The organism is Corallococcus sp. Z5C101001 (assembly GCF_007352635.1).
Taxonomy (GTDB): Bacteria; Myxococcota; Myxococcia; order Myxococcales; family Myxococcaceae; genus Corallococcus; species Corallococcus silvisoli.
Map to the genome: position 1 here is coordinate 1,011,829 of NZ_VKLU01000001.1, position 24,241 is coordinate 1,036,069.

Genomic DNA, 24,241 nt, shown 5'->3' on the forward strand with positions numbered 1-24,241 from the left:
AGGCCGCGGCCTGAGGTGCTCTTCGGAAACAAACGGAAGGCAGGCGCATGGGGACCCCCGGTCGTGCTCCATGTGCCGATATCCCCCCCCACCCATCGATGCAAACGCGCCCGGGCGAAGTGTCGCCGAGTGCTCTTCCTGATCATCCAGTGCGCATCGCCACCGCCAGGGCCGCGGGCATCGGCTCCAGGAACCCGCCGCCAGCGCGAGGGGCTTCGACCTGGGCGTCCAGGTCACGCTCGTGGCGCATCGGAAGCGGGCCTGTTCGACAGCGTCGCGCGGACCGCTCACCGGCTCCGGCTCACATCAGGGCTTTCACCTGACGCTGGAGGGCCTGCAACTGGTCGAGCTTCTCCCTCAGCTCGCCGCGCATCTCACGCTCGTCGGTGTGGAGGACCTCGTCGTGCAGCTCGTCGATGCTCTCGTCGAGGCACGTATGGAGGAGGCGGATCTGCTGCTGGGAGAGCTCCAGGACCATGGGACACCTCTCGGTCAGCGCAACGGCGGTGGCACTTCACCCTCTCACCCGAGGGAACGGGTGCGAGAGCGCGCGCGTCAGGTCCGCTGGGGCGGTGCCGCTGCTCCGGGTCGGGTCTGGCGCGCAGGCAATCGCGGAACACGAGGAAGTGTAGTGCGCGTGTGCCCACCGCCCAGGGCCCCCCCAGGACATCGGGTGGCGAGGTGTTCGGTGCTCTACATCCGAGGCACCGCGCGGCCCCACCGGGAGCCGCGCGGCCCGAGCTGCTGTCCGCGGTGGGGTGCCTGGGCCTCGGGCGCCACACCGCGGACGGGGACTACCTGAGCGCGATGAGCGAGGCCACGAGCAGCGAGACGACGCTCATGACCTTGATGAGGATGGCGACGCCAGGACCCGAGGTGTCCTTGAACGGGTCGCCCACCATGTCACCGACGACGGCGGCCTTGTGGACCTGCGAACCCTTCGCGTGGCCCGGCAGCTTGCCCTTCTCGATGTACTTCTTGGCGTTGTCCCACGCGCCGCCCGCATTGGCCATGTAGAGGGCCATCGTGGCGCCAACGACGAGCGCGCCGGCCAGCAGGCCCGCCAGCGCCGCGGGCCCCAGCACGTAGCCCACCAGCGGCGGGGCGACGACGGCGATGACGCCCGGGAAGATCATCTCGCGCAGCGCGCTCTTGGTCGCGATGTCGACGATCTTCTTGGGGTCCGGGTCCGCCTTGAGCTCCATCAGCCCGGGAATCTCGCGGAACTGACGGCCAATCTCCTCGACGATGGCGCCGGCCGCGCGGCCCACGGCGAGCATGGTGGAGGCGCCCACCAGGAACGGGAGGATGGAGCCCAGCAGCAGGCCCACGATGACGCGCGGGTCGGTGAGCAGCAGAGTCATCTCCTGCAGGCCCGCGGCGACGCGCGTGTGGTTGACCTCCAGGTTGAACGCGGAGAAGAGCGCGATGACGGTGAGCGTCGCGGAGCCGATGGCGAAGCCCTTGCCAATGGCCGCCGTGGTGTTGCCCACCGCGTCCAGCTCATCGGTGATGGCGCGCACTTCGGGGCCGAGCCCCGACATCTCGGAGATGCCGCCCGCGTTGTCGGAGATGGGGCCGTAGGCGTCCACCGTCATCACGACGGCCGTGCCGCCCAGCATGCCCACGGCCGACAGCGCGATGCCGTACAGGCCGAGCGCCCGGTCCGCGATGTAGGCCACCAGGGCAATGGTGGCCATCGAGATTCCCACGCTCTCCATGCCGACCGCGAGGCCGCGGATGAGGTTGGTGCCCGCGCCCGTGATGGAGGCCTCCGCGATGCGCTGCACCGGCCTGGACGACGTGTAGTAGTCCGTGACGAGGCCGATGATGGCGCCGCCGAAGGCACCCGCGGCCAGCGCCACCGTGATGGACTGCGACAGGCCGAACACGTTCATCATCACGAACGAAATGCCCACCAGGATGACCGGGGGCATGATGAGCGCGCTGCGCAGGACCTGCGCGGGGTTCATGTGCTTGAGGGCGCGCGCGATGAAGATGCTCAGCACGCTGACCACCAGGCCCACCGCCGACAGCACGAGCGGGAGCACCACGCCCGCCACCCGCGCGCCACCCGTCGCCGACGGGTCCACCACGAGGCGGGAGAGCTCCGAGGCATTGGCGGTGAGCGCCATGGCCATCGCGGCCACGATGGCCGCCACCATGGACTCGTAGATGTCGGCGCCCATGCCGGCCACGTCGCCCACGTTGTCGCCCACGTTGTCGGCGATGACGCCGGGGTTGCGCGGGTCGTCCTCGGGGATGTTCTCGATGACCTTGCCGGCGATGTCGGAGCCGACGTCGGCGGCCTTGGTGTAGATGCCGCCGCCCACGCGCGCGAAGAGCGCGATGGAGCTCGCCCCCACGGCGAAGGAGTGGAGGATGGGGGAGATGTGCTCACTGCCCCGGAACACGTAGTAGACGCCGCCCATCCCAAGCAGGCCCAGGCCGGCGACCGCCAGCCCCATCACCGCGCCGCCGTCCAGCGCGACCAGGAGCGCGTTCGGCTTCGAGCCGCTGCGCGCGGCCTGCGCGGTGCGCACGTTCGCGAACGTCGCGGCCTTCATGCCGATGTAGCCCGCGAGCAGGGACAGGAACGCGCCCAGCACGAAGCACGCGCTCGCCAGCCAACCCAGCGCCAGGCCGATGACCACCGCGAGGACCGCGCAGTAGATCGCGAGCACCTTGTACTCGCGGACGAGGAACGCCATCGCGCCTTCGCGGATGTAGCCCGCGATGCGGTTCATCGTCGCGTCGCCGTCCGGGAGGCCCTTGACGCGGAAGTAGAAGAACGCAGAGAAGAGCAGCCCGATGGCGCCGATGACGCCCGGCGCGACTGCCCAGAAATTCGACTCGAGACTCGACAACTCCATCCATTCCTCCCGAGCAGTTCCGGGGGCCTGACCTCTCCCTCCGCGTCGCTCGTGTGCCACGAAAATTGTACGGAGGGCGTATACGTGATTTCAGGGCAAGCGGGGAGCCTCTTCGGAGCGCCCCGGCTGGACGGCTCGGCCTGTCGAGGGAGGGGACGGGTGTGCCACGGCTCCGGCCGCCAGGAGGGCTCCCAAGAGGGGACGCCCCCTCGGAAACGGACAGGCCTGGCGGGAATTGCTGGTCTCTGACGTCACCTTGAGCGAAGTCCACGCCCGGTGACTGTTTCGCGAGTTCCAGCGCTACTACAACGCGCGCCGGACGCTCGGGTCGACACCCGGCGCGAATCCACCGCTCAAGGATTGGCGGGCGCGTCGTGGATGGCGTGCTCGAGGTCCCGGATCAGCTCCGCGGCCTTCTCCGGGTCGACCGCGAGGCCCAGCTCCCCTTGCTGGTACGCCATGGCGAGCGCCTGGATGGACTCGGGATGATCCAGCTCCGCGGCCTCGGTGTAGCAATCCAGCGCCTTGCGCTCGTCCATCGCGACCCCGGCTCCTGAACGGTACGCGTTGCCAAGGACGAACAGGGCCGCTGGCAGGTGCTGGTCGGCCGCGCGGCGCAGCCAGGGGATGGCCGCGCTCAAGGAATGCCCTGGCACCCCCGGCGTGCGGTACAGCACGCCGAGGTAATAGGCCGCGGCGGGGTCTCCTGCCTCCGCCGCCGCCTGGAGCCATCGGCTGGCTTCCGATGGCTCCTTCGCGATGCCGCCTCGACCGCGCAGCAGCGCCTTTCCAAGAACGCGCTGAGCCGTCCGGTCCCCCGCCTCCGCCGCACGGCGCAGGTACGGCAGCCCCTCCGCGGGAGGGACCCCCGCCGCGCCGTCCAAGGTCGCCTCTCCGATCATCAGGTTCGCGCGGGGCCGCCCTGCCAGGGCCAGCAGGTGCAGCTCCCACTTCGCCCCCCGGTCATGGCCGGCATAGGCCCTGGCGCCGAGCGCGGTGATGCGGGAGGGCTCGCGCCCGGCGCGAACCAGGACGACGGCGCAGAGGGCGACGCAGAGGACGAGGAGCGCCGCCGCGAGGGTCGCCGCGGCGGCGATGGGACGCTTCAGCATGGTCGGTTCCCGAGGTCTACTTGCTCAGGTCGATGGCGTAGAGCGCCATGCCCTTGCCGGTGCCATCGTCCGCGTTCAACACGGAGATGTTGTTCAGGCCCGCGGCCTGCGCGACGTCGAGCTTGCCCTGCGCCGAGGCGAACGTGACGGGGCCCGCGGTGGTCACCTGCCTGAAGCGCCAGCTTCGGGCCGCGCCGTTGGCCACGCGCGTGAGGTTCTTCGCCTCCTTGACGTAGTTGATGAGGACGTCGCGGTTGGCGTCGGGCGACGCGAGGATGATGTTGCTGCCATCGAGGCCCGGGAAGCCGCCACCGCCGCTGGCGCGGTAGTTGTTGGTGGCGACGATGAACTCCTGGCCCTCGCTGACCGCCGTCCCCTTGTAGGAGAGGTTCTTGATGCGGTCGCCGACGTCCTGGGTGACGTCGATCTCGTACTGGATGTCCGCCGTCGTCGGCATGTCGAAGTTGTAGCCGGGGAAGGTGCTGATGAGGCTCTGGGCCGCGGGCTTGGTCGGGTCGATCTTGTTGAACCGGGTGGTCGCCATCTCCAGCCAGGCCTTCAGGCCGGCGCCCGTGACCTTCACCGCGTAGAGCGTGTTGGGGTACAGGTAGAGGTCCGCCGCGTTGTTGATGGCCAGGTTGCCCGCCGCCACGTCGGTGAAGTCCCCACCGCCGCCGAAGCCGCTCTTGAAGGGCGCGCTGACGGAGATGACGGGCAGCGCGGCGTACTGCGGCAGGTTGTTCTTGACGTACTGGTCCACATACGCGGCCTGGGCCTGGTTGACGATCTGCACGGCGCCCACTTCACCCACGTCCGCGAAGTAGGTGGTCATGCGGAAGTCCGACGCGCCAATCGCCGTCTTCACGTAGGTGATGGTGCCCTCGTGCTCGGTCCGTACGAGCGCCGCGATGGCGGGCTCGACGTCCACGTACGTCTTGTCCGCGAACTGGGTGGAGCGCGCCTCGACCCGGGTCTTCGTCTTGTCGATGGACCAACGCGTGCCATCGAAGGTCAGCTGGAGCGCGATGACGCCCAGGTGCTTGCCCCAGAAGTTCGCCATCACCGCGGGGACGCCGTTGACCGTGCCCGCCTTCTTGTCCACGCCGGGCAGGTTGAACTGCGCCTGCGTGGAGGCGGCGTCGGGGAACACCTGGTGCGAGTGGCCCAGCAGCAGCGCGTCCACGCCGGGGACCTGCGACAGGTGGTAGCTGCCGTTCTCCATGGTGGGCGAGTAGGTCCGGTCATCGAGGCCGCCGTGCGAGATGGCCACGATGATGTCCGCGCCCTTGCTCTTCATCTCGGGCACGTACTTCTCGGCGGTCTCCTTCAGCCCCGCGGTGTAGACCTTGCCCTCCAGCCAGCGCTTGTCCCAGTTCATGATCGCGGGAGGCGTGAAGGCGATGAAGCCCACCTTGACCTTCGCGGCGACCTCCTTGCCCGACGGGTCGATGGCCGTGACGGCCTTCTCGATGAGGGTGTAGGGCTGGAAGAGCGGCTTCTCCGTCTTCGCGCTGAGCACGTTGGCGAGCACGATGGGGAAGCGCGGACCCGCGCACTTCGTCGCGCTGGGGTTGGGCGTACCATTCACCTCGAAGCGGCTGCCGGTGACCTGGCTGAGGAAGTCGAGGCCGTAGTTGAACTCGTGATTTCCGACGCCGGCCACGTCGTAGTTGAGCGCGTTCATGACCTTGTACATCGCGAGGGTCTGATCGCAGCGAAGGGGCTGGACCAGGGCCTGGAAGTCCGAAAGGACCGTCCCCTGGATGGTGTCGCCGTTGTCGACCAGGAGGGAGTTGCGGAACTCCATCCGCGCCGCCTTGATCAAGGTGGCGAGCCGCTCGAACCCGAGGCTCTTGTCCTCGGCCAGCTTGTAGTAGTCGTAGCTGCGGATGTTGGTGTGCAGGTCCGTGGACTCGAGCAGCGCGAGCTCCGCGGTGGTGCCGGCGGCCGTGGGCTGCGTGGGCGGCGTGCCCGGCTGGCCCTCGGGGCCGGTGGGTCCGGCAGGTCCAACAGGGCCCTGGGAACCGTCTTCACCGGCGGGGCCCGGGGAGCCGTTTCCGCCGGCAGGGCCCTGGGGGCCCTCGCACGCGGAAAGGGTCATGGCGCTCGCCAGCAGCATGGCGGCGGTGGAGCGCGAGAGCTTCGCAATCATCGAGGGAGGTCTCCGCCGGAGCGCTGAGGAGAGGAGGCTCCGGTGCGCGGGACTCTCGGTGACTCGTGAAACAACGCGCTGCGGGTTGTGTCACACCTTCATCGCGCCGCGCTCGAAATCGCGCGATTTCACGAGCGCGTGACCCTGGCTCCACGCCTCGGTCGCGGACGGGTGTGAAGAAAGGCGCACGGCGCGTCCGGGACCGGCGGGAAGCGGACGAAGCCCCGCCGGGTTCGCCGCGGTGTGTCGCTCCACCTCCAGGCAAGTTGAAGGCGGAGCGCGAGCGTGGGGACGAGTAAGATAGCGGGCACCATGGTCTCCCTTCGCGCCACCGCCCTGTCCTTCTTCCTTGTGCTCGGCTTCATCGCTGCTTGCGGTGACAGTTCCACTCCCGACCCGGTCAAGCAGTGCGACAGCGCCGGCGACATGCTGTGCGAGGGTGCTTGCGTGAGCATCCAGAGCGACCCGGAGCACTGCGGGGCGTGCGACAATTCCTGCGGAACCCACGAGGACTGTGAGGGCGGCGTCTGCGTCGCGTTCTGTGAGATTGACGGCGAGCAGGTTGCCGCCGGAACGATGAATGCGGCGAACGCGTGCGAGCAGTGTACGCCAGCGACGTCCTCGAGCACGTGGACGGCTCGCGCGGATGGGACGCAGTGCGCTTCGGGGCAGGTCTGCTCCGCTGGCGTGTGCAGCGCGAAGTGCTTCATCGACAGATGGTTCTATGACGCGGGGGCGCCAAACCTGGCGAACGTTTGCGAGGTGTGCGTCCCGGAGGCGTCCACGACGGCGTGGACGCCGCGCGCGGACGGGGCGCAGTGCGGCTCAGGCCAGGTTTGCTCGGCCGGCACGTGCAGCCCGAAGTGCTTCATCGACGGCGGGCTCCACGCCGCGGGGGCGCCGAACCCGGCGAATGCTTGTGAGGTGTGCGTGCCGGAGACGTCCACGACGGCGTGGACGCCGCGCGCGGACGGGACGCAGTGCGACTCAGGCCAGGTTTGCTCGGCCGGAATGTGCAGCCCGAAGTGCTTCATCGACGGCGTGCTCCACGCCGCGGGGGCGCCGAACCCGGCGAATGCTTGCGAGGTCTGCGCGCCGGAGACGTCCACGACGGCGTGGACGGCGGCCGCGAGCATTCCGCTGCTGGTCGGCGGCGAGGACCTCGCGGCGCAGGGGTGGACGACGGTCTCGCAGGCGCCGAGCGCGCTCACCTACGGAGCGGACTACGTCAGCCTCGCGACGTCGACGAACGTCGGGGGTCGGACGAGCGGGCAGTTGCTCATCGTGCGGGCGAACGCGGTCGACCCAACGAAGCCGTTCACCCTCCGCGTGACGATGCAGGTCGAGTCGGTCAACGCCCACAACTCCCTGGACAGTGGCGCGGCCATCATGGGGAGCTTCACCCCGTCGGTCGGCAACTCCACGGACCGCGCGCAGATGATCTACCTGGACAGCGCGAAGCTTGGCTGGGCGGATGACACGCAGTCCGCCGCGTTCGCGGTGACCGACGGCGCGTACCACGTCTATGAGCTCGCGGTGGATGCCGCGAAGGTGGCGACGGTCAGCGTCGACGGCGTCGCGAAGCTCACCCGGAACAACTTCACGACGACCGGCACCATCGCCATTGGCGACCAGACCAACGACCCCAACGTCGACGGCACGACGCGGATCAAGTCGGTCGAGCGGCTCTGCCACTGAGGCTGGCCTCCCGGTGTGACAATGCCTGTCTTTGGAGGAGGGGAGGGGGCCCCTCCTCTTGGAGAGGTATTGAGCCGTGACACAACCTTGACACATGTATCTCGCACCGGCTCAACTTGGGGCAGAAACGATAAGCCCCCCTGCGCATGGGCCGAGACACATGCGACCAGATGCGTCATGTCGTCAGGGTCCGTCGTGACCAGCCGGGTTCGGTAGGATCCGTGTTTCTGAATCTTCCCTACCTTGTAAACCCTTGCTGACGCGGAGTTCGATACCGTACAGTCCGCCGGGTTTTTTGCACCGCAGGGGGAGACATCCATGCCAGCAGCGGCAGACGACGCAGCCACGAACGTGTCCAGTGCACTCGCCACCGTCGACAACGTCGCCATCAAGGTCGAGCAGGCACTCTACAAGTTGTATCTCGCCGTCAGTGGGGACGGCTTCAAGAGCATCACCGAGAAGATCTCCGTCATCTGGACGCCGGTTCGCAACGTCCTCAGCTCGGTGCTCAAGCAGGTCGAAGTCCTGATCAAGCCGCTGATGGATCCCAAGGTCGTGGACTCCATCAAGAACGTGCTCGAGGCGGGCCGCGATCTGGTGAACTCCACCCTGGACCTGCTGCCGGACTCCGCGCGCAGCCTGGCTCAGACGGGGCAGCGGTTCCTCAACATCATCGTCGACTTCGTGGGCGCGGGCGTCGAGCACATCGTCGCGATCATCGACCTGCTCCTCAACGTGGGCAAGGCGCTGATCAACGAGGGCGCGCGCCTGGCGGACACCACCATCGCCGCGCTGAAGAAGTCCGGCGTCAACGTCCTGGCGGCCGGCTAGTCCTCCCGGTTGCAAGTCGCGTGAGCGTGTCGCGGAGCCGGGTTCGCCGCGGACGGGATTCAGCGTGTCATCACGGCCCTGCGCACGCCCTCACCATTGATGTGAAGTCATTGCTGATGCAGTGGACCGTACCCCTGAGGGGTGGGCTGATGGCTCATCGATACGGTCCAGGGAACCTGCACCCTGAGCAGGGGCATCCACCCCCTCGTTCATGAGGGTCGGAGAGGGTATGGCCACAGGCCTCATCATTCCTGGTGTCCAGGTCACGGTCGTCAAGGAAGTCTTGCCCCAGCAACTCGCCCCCTCGGGAGTGCTTGGCATCACCGGCTTCACGGAACAGAACGCCGGCAAGGTCGTCCGCGCCGAGAGCTGGTCCCGCTTCGTGGAGGTCATGGGGCGCGCCAGCGCCTACAGCCTCCCGGAGGCGAGACAGGCGCTCGACAACGGCGTCTCGGAGCTGGTCATCTCGCCGCTCCCCGTGGGAGCCGGGGCCGCCGCTTCGATCGCCATCGCGGGCGACGCCAGCCGGTTCCCCGCGGGCGCCACGGGGGATAAGGCGGGCATCACCCTGACGGCGAAGGCCCCCGGCCCCTGGGCCAACGGCCTCACCGTCAAGGTGGAGTACCGCGAGTACATCGACAAGTCGGTGTCCTTCGACCTGGAGATCACCCACCCGGCCAGCGGCGCCTCCGAGGTGTTCCGGCGCGTCGGCTCCGCGTCGCTGGTCTCCTCGCTGGAGGGCTCGTCCTTCGTGAAGGTGGACGCGTCCAAGCCCGTGGGCTGGCCCACGGCGGGCACGTACACGCTGGCGGGCGGCAAGGACGCGACGGCGGACGAATACGCCACCGCGCTCGGCCGGCTGTCCAACGAGCCCGACGTCGACCTGGTGATCGCCGCCGTCCAGGACTTCAGCGACCGGGCGAAGGTGACGCGCATCTACGGCGACGTCATCAGCCACTGCAACAGCTTGAGCGGCGACAGCAAGGGCCGGCTGGGGCTGGGCCAGGTGCCCCCCTCGGGGGCGGCGAGCGCTCACACGCAGCTTGCCAGCAACCTCGTGAGTGACCGCTTCGTGCTGGTGGCGCCCAATGGCGTCGTTGGCGCGGTGGCGGGGCTCGTGGGCAGCCTGGCTTCGCACCAGTCCCCCACCTTCAAGCGGGTCTCCGGCGTCGGAGAGCCCACGCTGACGGTGGCGGATCAGAAGGAACTGCTGCGCGGCAACGTGGTGCCGGTCGTCGTGGAGCGTGGCCGGGGCACCATCGTCGTGCGCGGCCTCACCACGGACGGAGATCAGATCAACGTCCGTCGCGTGGCGGACCGCGCCGTGCGCACGCTGAAGATGGTGGGCGACCTGTTCATCGGTCTGCTCAACAACGCGGACGGCCGCAGCGCTCTGAAGCAGAAGCTCGTGGAGGCGCTGGTGCAGATGCAGAAGGACGGCGCCATCGTTCCCTCCACGGACGGCAAGGACCCTGCCTTCAAGGTGGAGGTCTATTCGTCGCAGCAGGACTTCGCGCTCGGAATCGTCCGGGTCAACATGGCCGTCCGGCCTGTGCGAGCCATCGACTACATCTACGCGACCATCACGGTCCAGGTCTGATGAGGAGGAGCACTGATGCCAACGGTATTCTCTGCCAACCGTAGCAGCATCCTGGTCGACGGCGAGGCCGTGGAAGGGCTGCAGTCGCTCGCCTTCCGCGTCGTCACCGAGCGCGAGGACATCCGAGCCATTGGCTCCAACGAGCGCGTCGACGTCATCTTCGGGCTGCGCACCGTCCTGGGCGAGATGGTCATCCGCTCCGCGGCGGTGAAGCTGGATGAGCTCCTGGAGGCTCGCGGGAAGTTCCAGCTCGTGGCGAACCTCAACCGCACGGAGGGGACGGACGAGACGCGCACGCTCTCGTTCGATGACTGCTTCGTGGAGGGCAAGTCGTTCCAGATGGACGCGCACGGAAGCGCGGCCACGACGTACGCCTTCACGGCCACGCGGATCCGGGAGGAGTAGTCCGTGCGGGAGGCGTCCGAAATCCCAGACACGGAGGCCCCCTCCTTCTCGACCGAAATCGAGATCGACGGGCTGTGCTTCCGCGTCCACCTGGGGGGCCCCACGGGCCCGCTGGAGCTGGAGACGACCGCCGGAGAGCATTTCCGGCTGCGTCCCTGGGGTTTCGACGCGCACCTGCGCGCCCTGGATCAACACACCCGGGTGGACGCAGCCGGGCGGACCTTCGATTCGGAAGGCTTCGCCCGCGACGTGCTGCGGGACTCGGGTGTGCCGGAGTCGAAGTTCGATGAACTGGCGCCGCTGGCGCTCTGGTGGGCCTCGGGGGGCGCGCGCTCCGGCCCGGTGCCGGCGCGCCTCCGCCCGTGGACGTACTCCGAGCGCTCGAGGGCGCTGGAGGAGAGCGTTGTCTCGCGACCCGACGGCACGCGGGAGCTCAGCCTGGACCGCTATCTGCGGGCCATGCTGCAGGCCTCCGTGGTGACGCTGGAGCCACCGGGCGCGACCCTGTCGGCGCTGGATGGCCCCAGCACGGCGGCGCTGCTCGAAGAGGTGGTCGCGCTCAACCAGGGCGGTGAGCGTGTCGAGGACCAGACCGTGAAGTCCGCGGGCCGCGAGGCCCGGGCCCTGGCGCAGATCACCTTGCGGCTGTGCAAGGCCCTGGGCTGGACGCCTTCCCAGGTCTGGGCGACGCCCGCCGCCGAGGTGGATCGGCTGCTCGCGCTGCTCCAGCTCACGGAGCCGCCCACCCCCGCACCCGCACCCGCGCCTGTCTCCCGGAGGCCGCGCCTGTCTGACTTCCCCGACGCGGTGGTCATCCAGGTAGAGGACCGGTGATGCGGAAGACCTTCACCACCGCTCAGCTCACGGCCTTCCTGTCGCGTCCCGCGCTCCTCGCGCTGGAGGGCGTCGCGCGGCAGCTCGGCGTCAAGCTGCCCCCGGAGCCCGAGGCACGGCGTGAGGAGCGCTCCGAGCCGTCCGTGGCTGTCGATGGGGCCGCGAATGCATCACCCGCTGGGGCCCCGCGCGGCATCGACGGGCGGACCCAGGGGGCACCGGAGGTCGCTCGCGCGGAGGCCCGGCCCGTCATGGCGTCCACGCCGGCTCCGGGGGCAGAAGCCCGCGCCCCCTTCGTCGAGACGCCCGGGGCCTCGCTGGTCCAGGCGCGCGCACCCGGGTCGCCCTCGGCGTCACCGGACGGCGCGAACGCTCCGACCTCGGAGGGCCCTCGCGCCCAGAGGACAGCCTCGATGCCCGCGAGCCCCGGAGCCTCGGGCCCTCGCACGGTGCGGGTGGTCCGCCCCGCGTCGCCCGGTGGCGATGCGAATCCGCTGCCGCCCGTCGCGCCGCTCGCGGCCGTGTCCACGGCTCTCCCGTCGGAGGGCTCCGCCTCCGCGCCGGCACGCGACGCGGGGGCAGCCGCGAGCAGCCCGACCTCCGACCGGCGTGTCATCCGACTGCTCCCGTCGAAGCCCGCCTCGCCCCCCTCCATGCCCGAGCACCCGGAGGCCACTCGAGACGCGACGTCAGCCGTCCCTCCTCGGACGGATGCGCACTCCGGCACTCCCGCGGTGGCCGCGCCAAGGCGCCGGCTCACCTTCTCGCCCGAGGGCGGCTCGACGACGGATGCGGCTCCGGGTCCGGGCTCGCCGCCTCAGGCGACGACCGGCCTGGGGGCGCCTCTGGAGGTCACGGCTTCACCGGGCCGGGCAGCACCGGCCGTGGGCGCCTCCACGGCGGAGGGCACACCTTCGGTTGGCCTCACGCAACCCGCGCTCCGCGCCTCGACTCCTGTGACCGCCGCTTCGGCCAGGAGCGTTCCTCCGCCCTCTCATGCGACCCCTCCGTCGTTCGACCTGCCGCGACGGGAGTCCTCCGCGCCCACCGTCGAACGCGCGCACCTGGAGCCGCGGACCGGCGCGCCCGCGTTCGCGCCGGGCTCCTCGGACACTCCCTCGCTCGACGTCTCGCGGCCGGAGCCTCGGGCGTCCGCGCCCAGCGAAATCGCCCCCGGGGTTGAACGCGCGACGCCGCGTCCGCAGGCCCCGCTGGGTCACTTCACCGAGAAGGTCTCCGCCGGCCTGACCCCGGTCTGGGAGCAGGCCCAGGGGGCCACCCACGCCGCGCTCCCGGTGGAGCGAGTCACCACCTCCTCGGCGCAGGGCGCCGCCGTGCGCAACACGTTCAATGTCAACGTCCACCTGGACGCCTCGGAGGCTCCGGCGGGCATGGACCGACGCTCACTCGAGGACGCCCTGGTGGACATCCTCCGCGAGACGGCGCGCCGTCACGGGCTGGAGGTCTGAGCCGATGGCGGGCATTGCCTACAGCGTGACGATTGGAGCCTTCCAGGCCTCCAGCAAGGCGGGCCGGGGCAATGGCTTCGTGCGCTCCATCCGCAGCGAGCTGACCATGGACGGGGCCGGCGGCCGCTGCACCCTGGAGCTGGTGACCTCGGACGCGCTGCCCGCTCCTGGCGACGCGACGACCCTCTCCCTCGACGCGGGCGATGGCGGGGTCACGGTCTTCACGGGCGTGGTGCTGGAGACGCGCGCGACGCCGGAGTCCGTCATCGTCGTCGGCACGGATGCGCTGGCGGACCTCGCCCGCCTGGATGTCTCCGGCTCCTACGCGCAGACCACCGCCGGCTCCATCGTCAGCGGGCTCGTGAAGCAGGCCGGAGCCACCGCGGGCACCATCGAGGATGGCCCCACGTTTCCGGCCTACGTGCTGCACCCGGGGCCCCGCGCGCTCCGCCACATCCAGCGCCTGGCCGAGCAGTGCGGCTGCGACGTCTACACGGACGGCGAGGGACAGGTTCACTTCGCGGCGCCGAGGACGGGCGGCCCGGACCACACGTTCGTCTACCGGGAGCAGGTGCTGCGCACCGAGCTGCGCCAGTCGCCCGCCGCCTATGACGGCGTCGTCGTCTGGGGCGAGGGCGCCAGCAGCACCCAGGGTTCGGAGAAGGCCCACTGGCTCGTGGCCGACCTCGCGTCCATTCGCGGCAAGGCCTCGCTCGCGAAGGATGGGAGCGTGCGGGCCGGGAGCGAGGGCTCCCTGCCGCGCGAGCTGCGAGACGGCGCGCTGCGCACCGGTGACGACGCGGCCACCCAGGCCCAGGCGCGGATGACGGCGCTGGCGTCGCGCCCGCTCCGGGGCTTCATCGAGGTCCTGGGGGCTCCGGCCGTGAACCCGGGGGACCTCGTGCAGCTCGAAGACATTCCCGAGGGGCAGCCGGTGAAGGCGCTCGTCTCCGGCAAGCAGCTCCGCGTCCGCGCGGTCCGCCACACCCTGAATGCCCGCGCGGGCTTCACCACCCGGATGGAGTTCTGACATGGCGGTCCGGATTGGAAAGATCGAACTCGTCGGGCTCACCAACATCTACACCGAGGATGCGCGCAACCTCGTGCAGCAGCGCGTGCCCGGTCAGTCCGGCAGCGTCTTCCAGGACCTGGGCCGCGAGCCTGTCACCATCGTCATGGAGGGCATCTTCCTGGGCAATGACACCCAGGCGGAGCTGGAGGAGTTGCGCCAGGCGCAGATGAAGGCCACGCCGATGTCGTTCGCCTCGGACGCCATCGCCGGAGCCGACCTCACCGACGTCCTCATCGCGGACTTCCAGGTCAAGCAGCTCGCGGGCCACCAGAGCCGCTTCAGCTTCTTCCTCCGCGTGAAGGAATACGTGGAGCCCCCCGTCGCCGCGGACGCGGGCGTCGCGGCGGTGAACAAGGCCGTGGCCGCGGACGCCGGGGCCTGGGCCAAGGGCTCCGTGGATGCCGCTGGCGTGCTGCAGGACCCCAGCTCGCTCATGGCGGCGGTGGATGGAAACCCGGAGCTGCTGGGCCACCTCACGCCGGATGAGCTGGGCTCCGTCGTCAACGGCACCAAGGACTCGCTCACGGGAGAGAACTTCGGCAGCCTGCTGGGCTCGCTCGGCAAGGTGAACCCCGCCGCCGTGGGGGGCTTCATCGACTCGCTGAAGGAGTCCGGGAGCATCGGGGAGTTCATCCAGAAGCTCGCCACCGAGGGTGTCAGCCTCCTGGAGATGGTGAAGGGCATCGACTTCGGCGCGGCCCTCGACGTCATCAAAGGCATCGCTGGCGCCGGCGACTTCCTCGCCAAGCTCAAGCGCGTCGCGGAAGAGGCGTCCGCGCTGGGCACCACCCTGGGTGAGTTCGATCCGCTCGGGCCCTTCAAGGACCTGGAGTCGAAACCATGAGCAACACCGCCGACATCGTCGACGGAATCACCCGCCTCGTCAGCGCGGTGGACGCGCTGCTCCAGACGGACACCGTGAAGGCGCTCACCGACCTGGTGCGCTCGCTCGGCATCGGTGGCTACGTGAAGACGGGGCTCCAGGCGATTGGCAAGGTGCTGGACCTGATCACCGGATGGCTCTCCCGGCTGGAGCAGGTGGCGGCCATCCCGCTCCTCCTGGAGAAGCTGGAGCCCGCCTTCGACGGGCTGCGGGCCATTGGCGAAACCTCCGGCGAGGAGATGCGGGAGATGGGCATGGATGCCCTGGCCCCGCTGGCGGGCGCGGCCCACTCCGCGTTGCTGGTGCTCGAGAAGGTCCGCGCCGGTGTCGCCACCGTCATTCAAGGCTACCTGCCCGCGGAGTCCCTGAAGGCGTTGCGCGAGTCGGTGGAGTCGGTCGCGGCCACGCTCGAGGAGCTCGAGTCCGCCGTCGTCGTCGCGCCTCCGGCCAAGGCGAAGCTCCAGCTGGCGGGAGGCACGACATGAGCGACCTGGTCACCATCATCCGCGCCATCGTCCGGGATGAGGTCGCCTCCCTGCGCCTGGGCGACCTGGGCGTGGTGACGAGCGCCTTTCCGCACGCGGACGGGGATGCGCACAACCACGAGTGCAACGTGAAGCTGCGCGAGAGCGGGTTGGAGCTGCGCAAGGTGCCCATCGCCACGCCGCACATCGGCATGGTGAGCGCGCCGCACGCGGGCGAGGTGGTCGTCATCACCTATATCGGTGGGGATCCGAACCGCCCCATCATCACCGGCCGGCTCTACTCCGACTCCATCAACCCGCCCCTCCACGAGGCGGATGAGTGGCGCGTCGTGGCGCCTCCGGGCGGCAAGACGTCCATCGCCATCGACCAGGAGCAGTCCATCATCCTCACCGCGGGCGAGACGGTGGTGACGGTGAAGCAGGACGACGTCATCACCATCAAGGGCAAGACGGACCTCAAGCTGGAGGTCGAGGGCAACGTCCAGCTCAAGTGCGCGGACTGCACCCTCGACGCGTCCGGGAAGATCGACCTGGGCAAGGGCGGCAGCGGCGTCATCACCGAGCAGAGCCACAAGTGCTACTTCACCGGCGCCCCGCTCAAGGGCTCCCAGGACGTGAAGGCCAAGTGACCATGCCCGCACCCACCGGCTCCGAGATAGGCAACCTCGCCAAGGGCGCCATGCAGTCCGCGAGCCTCCGGGGCGAGAACGCGCCGGACCTGGCCACCGCGCTGGGCGACGCCTGCGGACAGGCCTTCACCCTCTTCGTCGGCATGGCCATGGTGTCGCCCGGCATCCCCGCGGCGGCGCCTCCGCCCGCGGGCTCGGGCAGCACGGTGGGGCCGGGGATGATGCTGCCTCCACCCGCGGGAGGACCGGGCGCCTCGCAGATAGAGCCCATCGTCCAGGGGCTGCTGGCCTCCAACAAGATCAACGGTGAGAAGCAGGGCGCGCTGGCGAAGGCCATCGCCCAGTCCGTGGAGCAGGCCCTCACGCTCTTCACCTCCATGGTGATGGTGGCGCCGGGCATGGCCATCGCGGGCTTCACCACCTCCTCGCCGGGCACCCTGATGGGCGCGGCGCCAGCCAAGGCCCTCCTTCAGCCCCTCGCGATGGGCTTCCTCCAGGCGGGCGGCATCCAAGGCGAGAACGCGCCGGACCTGGCGGGCGCCATCGCGGAGACGCTGTCCAACGCGATGACCCAGATGATGTCGCGCCTCAAGGTGACCCCGGGCATCCCGTGCTCTCCTGGCGCGACGGCCGGCCCCGGGAGGTTGATGTAATGGCGGACGAGCTTCGGACCGACCTGCGCCTCGCGTTCAAGGAGTCCGGCGAGGTGGACCTGGACTGGTCCACCGACACCGGCGCCACGACGGTCAGCGGCAAGGACAACCTCATCCAGGCGCTGACGCTGCGCCTCATCGTCTACCGGGGACACCTGGAGCAGCTGGGCCACACCCGCTACGGCAGCCGCGTCGCGGACCTCATTGGAGAACCGTTGGACCGGGCCAACCTGGACCTGCTGCGGCGCTATGTGCGTCAGGCGCTCAAGGAGGACCCGCGCGTGGACGAGGTGACGGCGTTGAGCGTCACCGCCCGGGCCGACCTGCCGGGCGCGGTGGACGTGAGGGCCAGCATCCGGGCCGTCACGGGAGACGCGGTGGAGCTGGGGCTGGCGCTCGACCTGGGTTGAGCGGGACGCGGCAAGGACACGACTTCGGGAGGACGCGATGGAACTCAGGGAGAAGCAGGGCCTGGCGGGGGTGCTGACAATCGAGCTGCTGGACACCGGTGGCGCGCTGATGGAGCGGCGCCACGTGCCCAACCTCATCACCACCGCGGGAAAGCAGCTGCTCGCCAGCCTCCTCATGGGCAAGGCGGATGCGCTGCCCACCCGCTGGGCCATCGCGGTGGGGACGGGCACCTCGCAGCCGCAGAGCCTGGACACGGCGCTGGGCACCAAGGTGGACGAGGCGACCGACACGACGCCGAAGGTGGAGGTCGTCAGCCGGGGGGATGGCACCAGCCAGGTGCGCGCCACGGTGACGGCCATCCTGCCCGCGCTCACCCAGCCCGGCGTGCAGCCCCTCACCGAGGCCGGCATCCAGATCACCCTGGGCGGCGCGACCCCGGTGTTGTTCAACCGCGTCCGCTTCGAGGAGGTCAACCGCGGTCCCAACATGGTCATGAAGATGACGTGGGAGATCTCCTTTTGAGCCTCCTCCCGCCCGAAGAGACCTCGTTCAGCGCCATCGTCGACCGGCTGCTGTCGAACCTGGGGCCGGGGAGCGACACGAACGCTGGCAGCATGGCGCGCACCCTGGCGGAGGCCTATGCCCGGGAGATGGCGACCTTCTACGCCATGATGGATCTGGCCCACCGCTCCGGGTACCTGGACACCGCCGAGGGCGCCGCCCTGGACAACGTGGTGGCCGTGCTGGGCCTGGAGCGCGCTCGCGCCGGACGCCTGACCGGCGAAGTGGAGCTCAGCCGCGCCGCGCCCGCCCCGGATGACATCGGCATTCCCGCGGGCCGTCAGGTGACGGGCGTGACCGCGGACTCCAAGCCGCTGCCCCTCTTCGAGACGATGGAAGAGGCCACGCTGCGCCGCGGAGAGACGCGCGTCACCATCCGCGTGCAGGAGATCCGCGACGACTCGGATGCGTCCAAGCAGGCCCCGCCCGTCATCAACCCCCTCCGGCTGACGATGATGCCCCGGCCCATCCTGGGCATCGAAGCCGTCACCAACCGCGCGCCGCTGCACCGGGGCAGCGAGGACGAGTCGGACGCAAGCCTCCGGGCCCGCGCGCGCACCGCCCTGCGCGATGGCGAGAAGGGCACCGTGGAGGCCATCGCCGCGGCCGTGCGCCAGCAAGGCGTGCAGCAGGTCACCGTGCGCGAGCCGGAGGATGCGCCCCCGGGCGTCATCGACGTGCTCGTGGGGGATGCCGACTTCGAGCTGAACACCGCGGGAGTGGCGCGCGTGGAGGCCGCCATCCGCGAGTCGAAGGCCGCCGGCATCCGCGTGCGGCTGCGCTACGCGCGCACCGTCTACTTCCAGGTGGACTTCCAGGTGGAGCCCGTCGACCCGGAGATGGACGAGGGGACCTTCGACCGGCTCCGCCGGGAGCTCCAGCAGGCGCTGATGCGCTACACGCTGGAGCTGCCGGTGGGGGAGAGCCTGAACCGCCGCAAGCTGGAGGCCCTCCTCTTCGGCAACGCCGCCATCCGCCGCATCAGCGACCTGGCGGTGGAGACCTTCGTCTGGGGCTCGAGCCCCCAGAACCCCCTCCAGAAGCAGCTCGTCCGCGAGAGCAAGAGCCGCGTCTACGGGGCCAACCGCGACTGGAAGATGGATCCGTTGGAGGCGGCGCGGATCGACCTGGACCTGAAGCCGCCGCGCATCACCCGGCTGCGTCCTCCCGTCTGGCGCCTGGATCTGGTCGTGGCGCTGCCAGGAAGCGAACCCCGCACGCCGGAGCAGGTTCGCGAGTCGCTGCGCGGCGCGGTGGAGGTCTACGCCGCCCGGCTCGGCGAGGATGTCCAGATGGGCCGTGAAGCGCGCGTCAGCCTGGACGACCTCCAGCAGACGCTGAAGACCCAGGCGCGGATCGACTCCCTGCTGGCCTGCAACGTCACCCTGGAGACGGGGCTCGCTGTCTCCCTCGTCGCGGCCCCCCCCGCGACCGGGCTGCGGGAGCAGGTCACCTTCATCGTCCTGCGGCCGGATGTCCGCATGGTGCTCGGCGGCGCCGAGCTGGTGGGGGTCGGATGACGCCGGAGCAACGTGCGCGCCGCATGGTGGGCTACCTCCCGCCGGTCCTCCAGACCGGCGCGAAGCTCAAGCTCTTCTTCTCCTCGCTCGCGATGGAGCTGGGGAAGATGGAGGAGGGTCTCACGCAGCTGATGCGCTCGCGCTGGTACACGCTGGCGAAGGGCTTCGCGGATGAGGACTCCCTGGCGGACAAGGCGGCCTCCGAGCTGGGGATGCTGGCCGCGCTGTATGACCTGCATCCGCGCAGGGGAGAGGCGGCGGACTACCTCCGCCAGCACCTCGCGGCGCTCGTTGAACTCCACCGCACGGGGCTGGGCTCGGCGACCGCGCTGCTCCGGCTGGTCTCCCTGGTCTACATGGCGCGTCAGCCTCCGGAGCTCTTCTGGGAGGGCGACACCGCCGTCGGGCTCTTCAGCGTGCCGCGCGCGGATGGCACCTTCCGGCCGCTGCGCATCGAGCTGGTGGACAGTCCGGCGACTCCGGCCATGGCGCGCTTCAGCGGCGTCGGCGCGAGCCAGCGGCTGCTCACCGTCAATGGCGGGCTGGAGACGGCCATCCCTGAAATCTCGTTGAAGGCCACCGCGAAGGAGATCGCCGTCCCCATCCTCCGCCACCACGAGTCAGGGCTCGACCTCATCTTCCTGGGCCGTGTGCCCAAGGGTGGCACCCTCACGCTGCGCAACCTGCGCGCGCCGTTGATCGACGGGCGCCCCGTCACCGAGTCCATCATCCTGGCCCACCCGACGCGCTTCTCGAGTCTGGACGATGGTGGCGTGATGGCCCGCTTCAATGCGCCGGAGTCGCGCTTCTCCGTGTTCGGAGAGGACCGCCGCATCCCCGAGCTCGTGCCCGGTGAGAGCCATTGGAGCTACGACACGCTGGAGCGTAAGGATGTCCGCTCCTACCTCCTGGGCTGGACGGAAACGCGCCAGAAGGAAGCGGAGGAGAGGGCCCTCGTGAAGCGCGACACGCCGCTCGCGGAGCTGCGCTTCGACTGGACGGAGATCACCCCCGCCACCTGCGTGCTCCGCATCCCCGCGGACCACATCCCCCCGCACCTCCAGGTCCCGGACCAGGAGGGGGAGGTCCCCGGCCTGCCCGGGCTGGTGCGCGAGCTGACGGCGGCGCTCAACTATGGCCGCGCGGCGGGCGTGCGCACGCGCGTCGAGCTGACCCTGCCCATGCCCGCCGAAGTCCTCTCCATCGACGAGGGCCCGCTCCGTCAGGAGGTCTCCACGTCGTTCACCGACGCCCTGGAGACGAAGGATTCGCTCACCTCCTTTGGCTACACCATCGAACTGCACGAGCAGGTGCCGGAGCCCCAGGAGAAGCTGTCCTGGTCCGGCATCTTCGATGCGACCCGCTTTGACTCCTCGAGGTTCCAACCATGAGTGACCCTTTCTACCCGGCGAAGTCTGGCGACCCCATCCTGGCCGACACCTGGAACAACATGCAGATCAAGGTGCGCGACGAGATCCGCTCGCACACGCACCGGGGCGCGGATGATGGGAAGCAGCTCGATGGGGACAGCATCGTCCCCACCGCCTCGTTGAAGGTGAACCGGGTGGACGCCTCCGTCGCCCTGACGGTGAAGAGCATCGACGTCCTCACGCGGCTGACCGAGCTGGGCGCCCAGAAGCTGTCGCTCACGGGAGGCGCCATGACGGGCGCGCTCTCCGTGAACTCGAGCGTCGCCGTCGGCGCCTCCGCCCCTGGTACGAAGCGGCTGCTCGTCGTCCAGCCGGGGACTCCTGACAACAACGCGGGGTTGGAGGTCCGGGGCAACGGAGACCACTCCTGGGGCGTGAACCTGGTCTTGCGCACGGTGGCGGGCGTGGATGGCGCGTCCATGCTGTTGCGCAGCCGGAGCAAGAGCTGGCAGGTCCGAGGCGAGACGGGCGCCGCGGCGACGGGCTTCCAGATCACCGAGGACGGCGGCGATGTCGAGTACGGCAGCGGAGCCGGCACGCCACGTCTGCACATCAAGTCCGGCGGCGCCGTGGGCATCGGCACCACGGATCCCCAGGGCATGCTGGACGTCCGGGTCCCGGGCGCCAACGGCTGGGACCGGCTCACGGTCACCACCACGGCGGATTGGGGCGACGGCACGCTCCAGTATGTGACCATTGGCGCGGGGGGCGCGTCCGGCATCATGATGAGCAACCCCCATGTCGTCTGGCACAAGGGGGCCCAGAGCGCCGCCATCCGCTATGGCCGCAGCGGGGGAGTCCAGGCTGGGGCCTTCTGGGACGTCGGCACACGTCCGAACAACGCCTTCTCCCTGGCGCTCAACGGCGGCAACCACGCGCTCTGGCTGACGCAAGAGGGCAACATCGGCATCGGCACGACGGCGCCTGCCGTCCGGTTGGACGTCCAGGGGGGAGGACTCCGCGTCAACGGCGGCGCGATCATCCCGTCCGTGGGCAACTCGCCCTCCGCCGGCATCATGTTCCCGACCGACCCGGGTGGCGGGAGCGGTGACGCGGCCTTCATCCGCTACTACGTCGTGGGCGGAGAGGCGTGCAAGCTGCTCATCGGCATCGACAACGACGGTGACGACAGCCTCGGGTTCTGGCAGACCGGCGGGGAGCGGATGACGGTGATGAACGGCAACGTCGGGATCGGGGTCACGAACCCGCTGACGGCGCTGCACATCAACCAGCGGGCCTGGTCGCAAGGCATCCGCATCCAGGACTACACCGGCGGCGGGAGGTACTTCGGCATCCACTACGACAACCCGGGGGTCATCTGCCTGTACCATCAGAACGGCTCCGGCCAGTACATGAAGGAAGACGGGCTGTGGAACCGGAACTCGGATGTCTCGCTGAAGGAGAACATCGTGGAGATGCAGGGGGTGCTGGAGCGCTTCGTCGCGCTCCGCCCGGTGACCTTCGACTGGAAGGTCGACGGCCTGCCCACCCTGGGCCTCGTGGCACAAGAGGTGGAGCCCCTCTTCCCGGACATCGTCAGCGAGAGCGGGAAGCGCGGAGAGGATGGCAGGCCGCTCAAGGGCCTCGCCTATGAAGCGCTGGGCGTGCTGGCGGTCGCGGCCATCAAGGAACTCAAGCAGCACTACGACGCACGCATTGAAGCCCTGGAGCGACAGCTCCAGCGCCAGGAGTCGAATCGATGAAGGACCAGATTGAAAAGCGCCTCGCGGGCCTCCGCGCCGAGCATGAAGAAGGTCAGAAGATGCTCGCGGACCTCGACGCGAAGCGGATGCAGCTCGTGCAGACCATGCTCCGCATCGAGGGTGCCATGCAGGTGCTCCGGGAGATGCTGCCGCCGGAAGAGGGCGCGTCGGCCACGGTCACGGACATCAAGGACGCCGCTCGCTGAGCCCCAGCGCCACGTCGGGACATCTCCATGAGTGATTCACGCGTCGGCGCCACGTTGACCTATGCGGGGACGGCGAAGCCCCCCACCACCGCGGTGGTTCCCGTGGACTCCGCCGGCCTCGTCCTCGCGCTGGACGTGCCGGCGGGGGTGGCATTGTCTCGCGCGGCGCTGACCGTGCAGGCTCCCGGCGACGACCTGACGGTGGACCTCACGCCGGTCGCGGCGCTGACCACGAACCTGGGGAAGAGCACGCTCGGCACCGACAAGGTCCAGTGGCTCAGCCTGGACTGGAACGCGCGCCGGCCGCTCATGTCCCTGGAGCTCCAGCCCAAGAGCACGACCCAGAAGGGGCGCCTCAGCGTCGCCGAGGGAGGGCCCTGGTATCCACCCACGCCCTCGGACACCGTGCCCATCGGGAGCGTGGTGCCCCTGCCGGGCCTCTTCGCGAGCCGGCTCCTGGTGGAGTTCGTGGACGCGGCCAGCGCCACGCCTGTCGGGACACCGAAGACGCTCGTGGACACCCCGCTCACCAGCGTCGTGGTGCGCGCCGCCGCCCGTCCTCCGGACCTGTCGGCGATGCTGGGCGCGGGCGCTCTCTTCTTCCATCAGGCGATGCCCTTGTTGCCCCGGCAGGAGTTGGTGCTGGGGGATGCCCTGAGCAGCGCGTTGCAGCGCGCCTGGCCTCCGGAGCTGAAGGGGGGCGCGCTCAACGTCACGCTCCGCTCCTCGGGGCTGGGGATGCTGGAGCGCGTGCAGCTCACCCTGGACACGCTCGCCGTCGCCCAGACGTGGAGCGGTGGAGAGGCGGCGGTGTCGCTGCCGGTGGCGACCGACGGCCAGGCGGCGGGGCTGGTGGCCGTGCCGCCCGACCGCGCCCTGTCGGAGGTCCGCTTCGCCGTGCGGTATCAGCCGAAGGACGAGCGGCTGCCGCTCGCGCCCCAACCGCCGGAGACACCTCCCCTGTCCCATCGCTGCGGCTCCGGCTACTCCGCCGCGCAGGCCTTCTCCACGCCCGGGCCCGCGGAGGCGCTGGTGGGGCTGGACCTCCACGTCCGGCCTCTCACGCGCTCCGTGAAGGCCCTGCTGTCTCTCTACGCCGATGCCCACGACAGGCCCGGGGACGTGCCCCTGATGGCCGCTCCCGTGGAGCTGGTGCTCGAGGAGAAGGGGCCTCCGCCCTGGAAGGCGCGCTGGGTCTCCTTCGAGCCCCTGAAGCCCGTGGCGCTGACGTCCGAGACCTGGTGGGCCGTGCTCACGGTGACGGAGGGGGACCTGCTCTGGAGCCTGTCGCCGCCGCTGACGGGCTCGGCCGCGGCCCGGTCCCTGGTCCCTGGCCTCGCGCTCTACCGCACCGACGCCGCGGGGCCCTGGCTCCCCAGGGACACGTCCCTGACCGCGGGGCAGGCCCCCGGAACGTCCTGGGCCTGTGCGCGGCCTCGGCTGCGCGCCACCGCCTCCGCGCCGCCCCCCGCGCCCGGGGTACAGCTGCGCTGGGGGACGCGCGTGCTGGACGTGAGCCCCAGCGAGGACGGGAGCGTGGCGTTGGATGCCAAGGCCCTGGCCGCGCTGACACCGCCGGGAGGCACGGGGAGCGCGCCTCCGTTGGAGGTGCTCGTCCGCTCGCGCGTGGCCGGAGTCGTCACCCTCTCCGGGCTTCGCGTGACGAGCCCGCGCAGCGAAACCTACGCGCTCTTCCCGCGGAAGTGAGGCCCGC

The 24,241-nt window shown here is 70.0% G+C and carries 22 protein-coding genes; 18 read left to right on the forward strand and 4 right to left on the reverse strand.

What is annotated here, in order from left to right:
* Positions 1–301: 301 nt before the first annotated feature.
* From FOF48_RS36315 to FOF48_RS04170, 4 genes are all read right to left on the reverse strand, one after another.
* Positions 302–478, reverse strand: a complete 177-nt coding sequence (locus FOF48_RS36315; RefSeq protein WP_186001757.1) for a hypothetical protein — start codon at positions 476–478, stop codon at positions 302–304.
* 316 nt (positions 479–794) lie between these two features.
* Positions 795–2,873, reverse strand: a complete 2,079-nt coding sequence (locus FOF48_RS04160) for a sodium-translocating pyrophosphatase (RefSeq protein WP_143898807.1) — start codon at positions 2,871–2,873, stop codon at positions 795–797.
* Positions 2,874–3,226: 353 nt separating this feature from the next.
* Positions 3,227–3,985, reverse strand: coding sequence for a tetratricopeptide repeat protein (locus tag FOF48_RS04165; RefSeq protein ID WP_143898808.1), 759 nt, complete (start codon positions 3,983–3,985; stop codon positions 3,227–3,229).
* A gap of 16 nt (positions 3,986–4,001) precedes the next feature.
* Positions 4,002–6,137, reverse strand: coding sequence for a bifunctional 2',3'-cyclic-nucleotide 2'-phosphodiesterase/3'-nucleotidase (locus tag FOF48_RS04170; RefSeq protein ID WP_255441871.1), 2,136 nt, complete (start codon positions 6,135–6,137; stop codon positions 4,002–4,004).
* Positions 6,138–7,148: 1,011 nt separating this feature from the next.
* On the opposite strand from FOF48_RS04170, the gene FOF48_RS36730 reads away from it, so the two are divergent.
* From FOF48_RS36730 to FOF48_RS04260, 18 genes are all read left to right on the forward strand, one after another.
* A complete protein-coding gene (locus tag FOF48_RS36730; RefSeq protein ID WP_255441930.1) occupies positions 7,149–7,835 on the forward strand; it encodes a hypothetical protein in 687 nt (228 codons plus the stop codon).
* 318 nt (positions 7,836–8,153) lie between these two features.
* Positions 8,154–8,666, forward strand: a complete 513-nt coding sequence (locus FOF48_RS04180; protein ID WP_143898810.1) for a hypothetical protein — start codon at positions 8,154–8,156, stop codon at positions 8,664–8,666.
* A gap of 283 nt (positions 8,667–8,949) precedes the next feature.
* Positions 8,950–10,266, forward strand: coding sequence for a phage tail sheath C-terminal domain-containing protein (locus FOF48_RS04185; protein WP_255441872.1), 1,317 nt, complete (start codon positions 8,950–8,952; stop codon positions 10,264–10,266).
* A gap of 15 nt (positions 10,267–10,281) precedes the next feature.
* Positions 10,282–10,671, forward strand: a complete 390-nt coding sequence (locus FOF48_RS04190) for a hypothetical protein (protein WP_143898812.1) — start codon at positions 10,282–10,284, stop codon at positions 10,669–10,671.
* A 3-nt stretch (positions 10,672–10,674) separates the two neighbouring features.
* The gene (locus FOF48_RS04195) at positions 10,675–11,505 is read left to right on the forward strand and encodes a hypothetical protein (RefSeq protein ID WP_143898813.1); all 831 of its coding nucleotides are present in this window, start codon (positions 10,675–10,677) and stop codon (positions 11,503–11,505) included.
* On the forward strand, positions 11,505–12,974 hold the full coding sequence (locus tag FOF48_RS04200; RefSeq protein WP_143898814.1) for a hypothetical protein: 1,470 nt from the start codon (positions 11,505–11,507) through the stop codon (positions 12,972–12,974). The genes FOF48_RS04195 and FOF48_RS04200 overlap by 1 nt, the downstream gene beginning before the upstream one ends.
* 4 nt (positions 12,975–12,978) lie before the next feature.
* Positions 12,979–14,004 carry a hypothetical protein gene (locus FOF48_RS04205; protein WP_143898815.1) on the forward strand — a complete coding sequence of 342 codons (1,026 nt, stop codon included), beginning with the start codon at positions 12,979–12,981 and terminating at the stop codon, positions 14,002–14,004.
* Between the two features lies 1 nt (position 14,005).
* Positions 14,006–14,890, forward strand: a complete 885-nt coding sequence (locus FOF48_RS04210) for a DNA circularization N-terminal domain-containing protein (RefSeq protein ID WP_143898816.1) — start codon at positions 14,006–14,008, stop codon at positions 14,888–14,890.
* Positions 14,887–15,414, forward strand: coding sequence for a hypothetical protein (locus FOF48_RS04215; protein ID WP_143898817.1), 528 nt, complete (start codon positions 14,887–14,889; stop codon positions 15,412–15,414). Before FOF48_RS04210 ends, FOF48_RS04215 begins: the two co-directional genes overlap by 4 nt.
* Entirely contained in the window at positions 15,411–16,043 is a 633-nt protein-coding gene (locus FOF48_RS04220) for a phage baseplate assembly protein V (RefSeq protein WP_143898818.1), read from the forward strand. Before FOF48_RS04215 ends, FOF48_RS04220 begins: the two co-directional genes overlap by 4 nt.
* A gap of 2 nt (positions 16,044–16,045) precedes the next feature.
* Positions 16,046–16,696 (forward strand): hypothetical protein, encoded by a 651-nt coding sequence (locus FOF48_RS04225; RefSeq protein WP_143898819.1) that lies wholly within the window; start codon positions 16,046–16,048, stop codon positions 16,694–16,696.
* Positions 16,696–17,106 carry a DUF2634 domain-containing protein gene (locus FOF48_RS04230; protein WP_143898820.1) on the forward strand — a complete coding sequence of 137 codons (411 nt, stop codon included), beginning with the start codon at positions 16,696–16,698 and terminating at the stop codon, positions 17,104–17,106. Before FOF48_RS04225 ends, FOF48_RS04230 begins: the two co-directional genes overlap by 1 nt.
* 37 nt (positions 17,107–17,143) lie before the next feature.
* Entirely contained in the window at positions 17,144–17,629 is a 486-nt protein-coding gene (locus tag FOF48_RS04235) for a hypothetical protein (RefSeq protein ID WP_143898821.1), read from the forward strand.
* Positions 17,626–19,188 (forward strand): baseplate J/gp47 family protein, encoded by a 1,563-nt coding sequence (locus FOF48_RS04240; protein ID WP_143898822.1) that lies wholly within the window; start codon positions 17,626–17,628, stop codon positions 19,186–19,188. The genes FOF48_RS04235 and FOF48_RS04240 overlap by 4 nt, the downstream gene beginning before the upstream one ends.
* On the forward strand, positions 19,185–20,579 hold the full coding sequence (locus FOF48_RS04245; RefSeq protein WP_143898823.1) for a hypothetical protein: 1,395 nt from the start codon (positions 19,185–19,187) through the stop codon (positions 20,577–20,579). Before FOF48_RS04240 ends, FOF48_RS04245 begins: the two co-directional genes overlap by 4 nt.
* Positions 20,576–22,321 (forward strand): tail fiber domain-containing protein, encoded by a 1,746-nt coding sequence (locus tag FOF48_RS04250; RefSeq protein WP_143898824.1) that lies wholly within the window; start codon positions 20,576–20,578, stop codon positions 22,319–22,321. The genes FOF48_RS04245 and FOF48_RS04250 overlap by 4 nt, the downstream gene beginning before the upstream one ends.
* Positions 22,318–22,527 carry a hypothetical protein gene (locus FOF48_RS04255; protein WP_143898825.1) on the forward strand — a complete coding sequence of 70 codons (210 nt, stop codon included), beginning with the start codon at positions 22,318–22,320 and terminating at the stop codon, positions 22,525–22,527. Before FOF48_RS04250 ends, FOF48_RS04255 begins: the two co-directional genes overlap by 4 nt.
* A 27-nt stretch (positions 22,528–22,554) precedes the next feature.
* Complete coding sequence (locus tag FOF48_RS04260; RefSeq protein ID WP_143898826.1) at positions 22,555–24,234, forward strand: hypothetical protein; 1,680 nt, start codon at positions 22,555–22,557, stop codon at positions 24,232–24,234.
* The last annotated feature ends 7 nt before the right edge of the window (positions 24,235–24,241 follow it).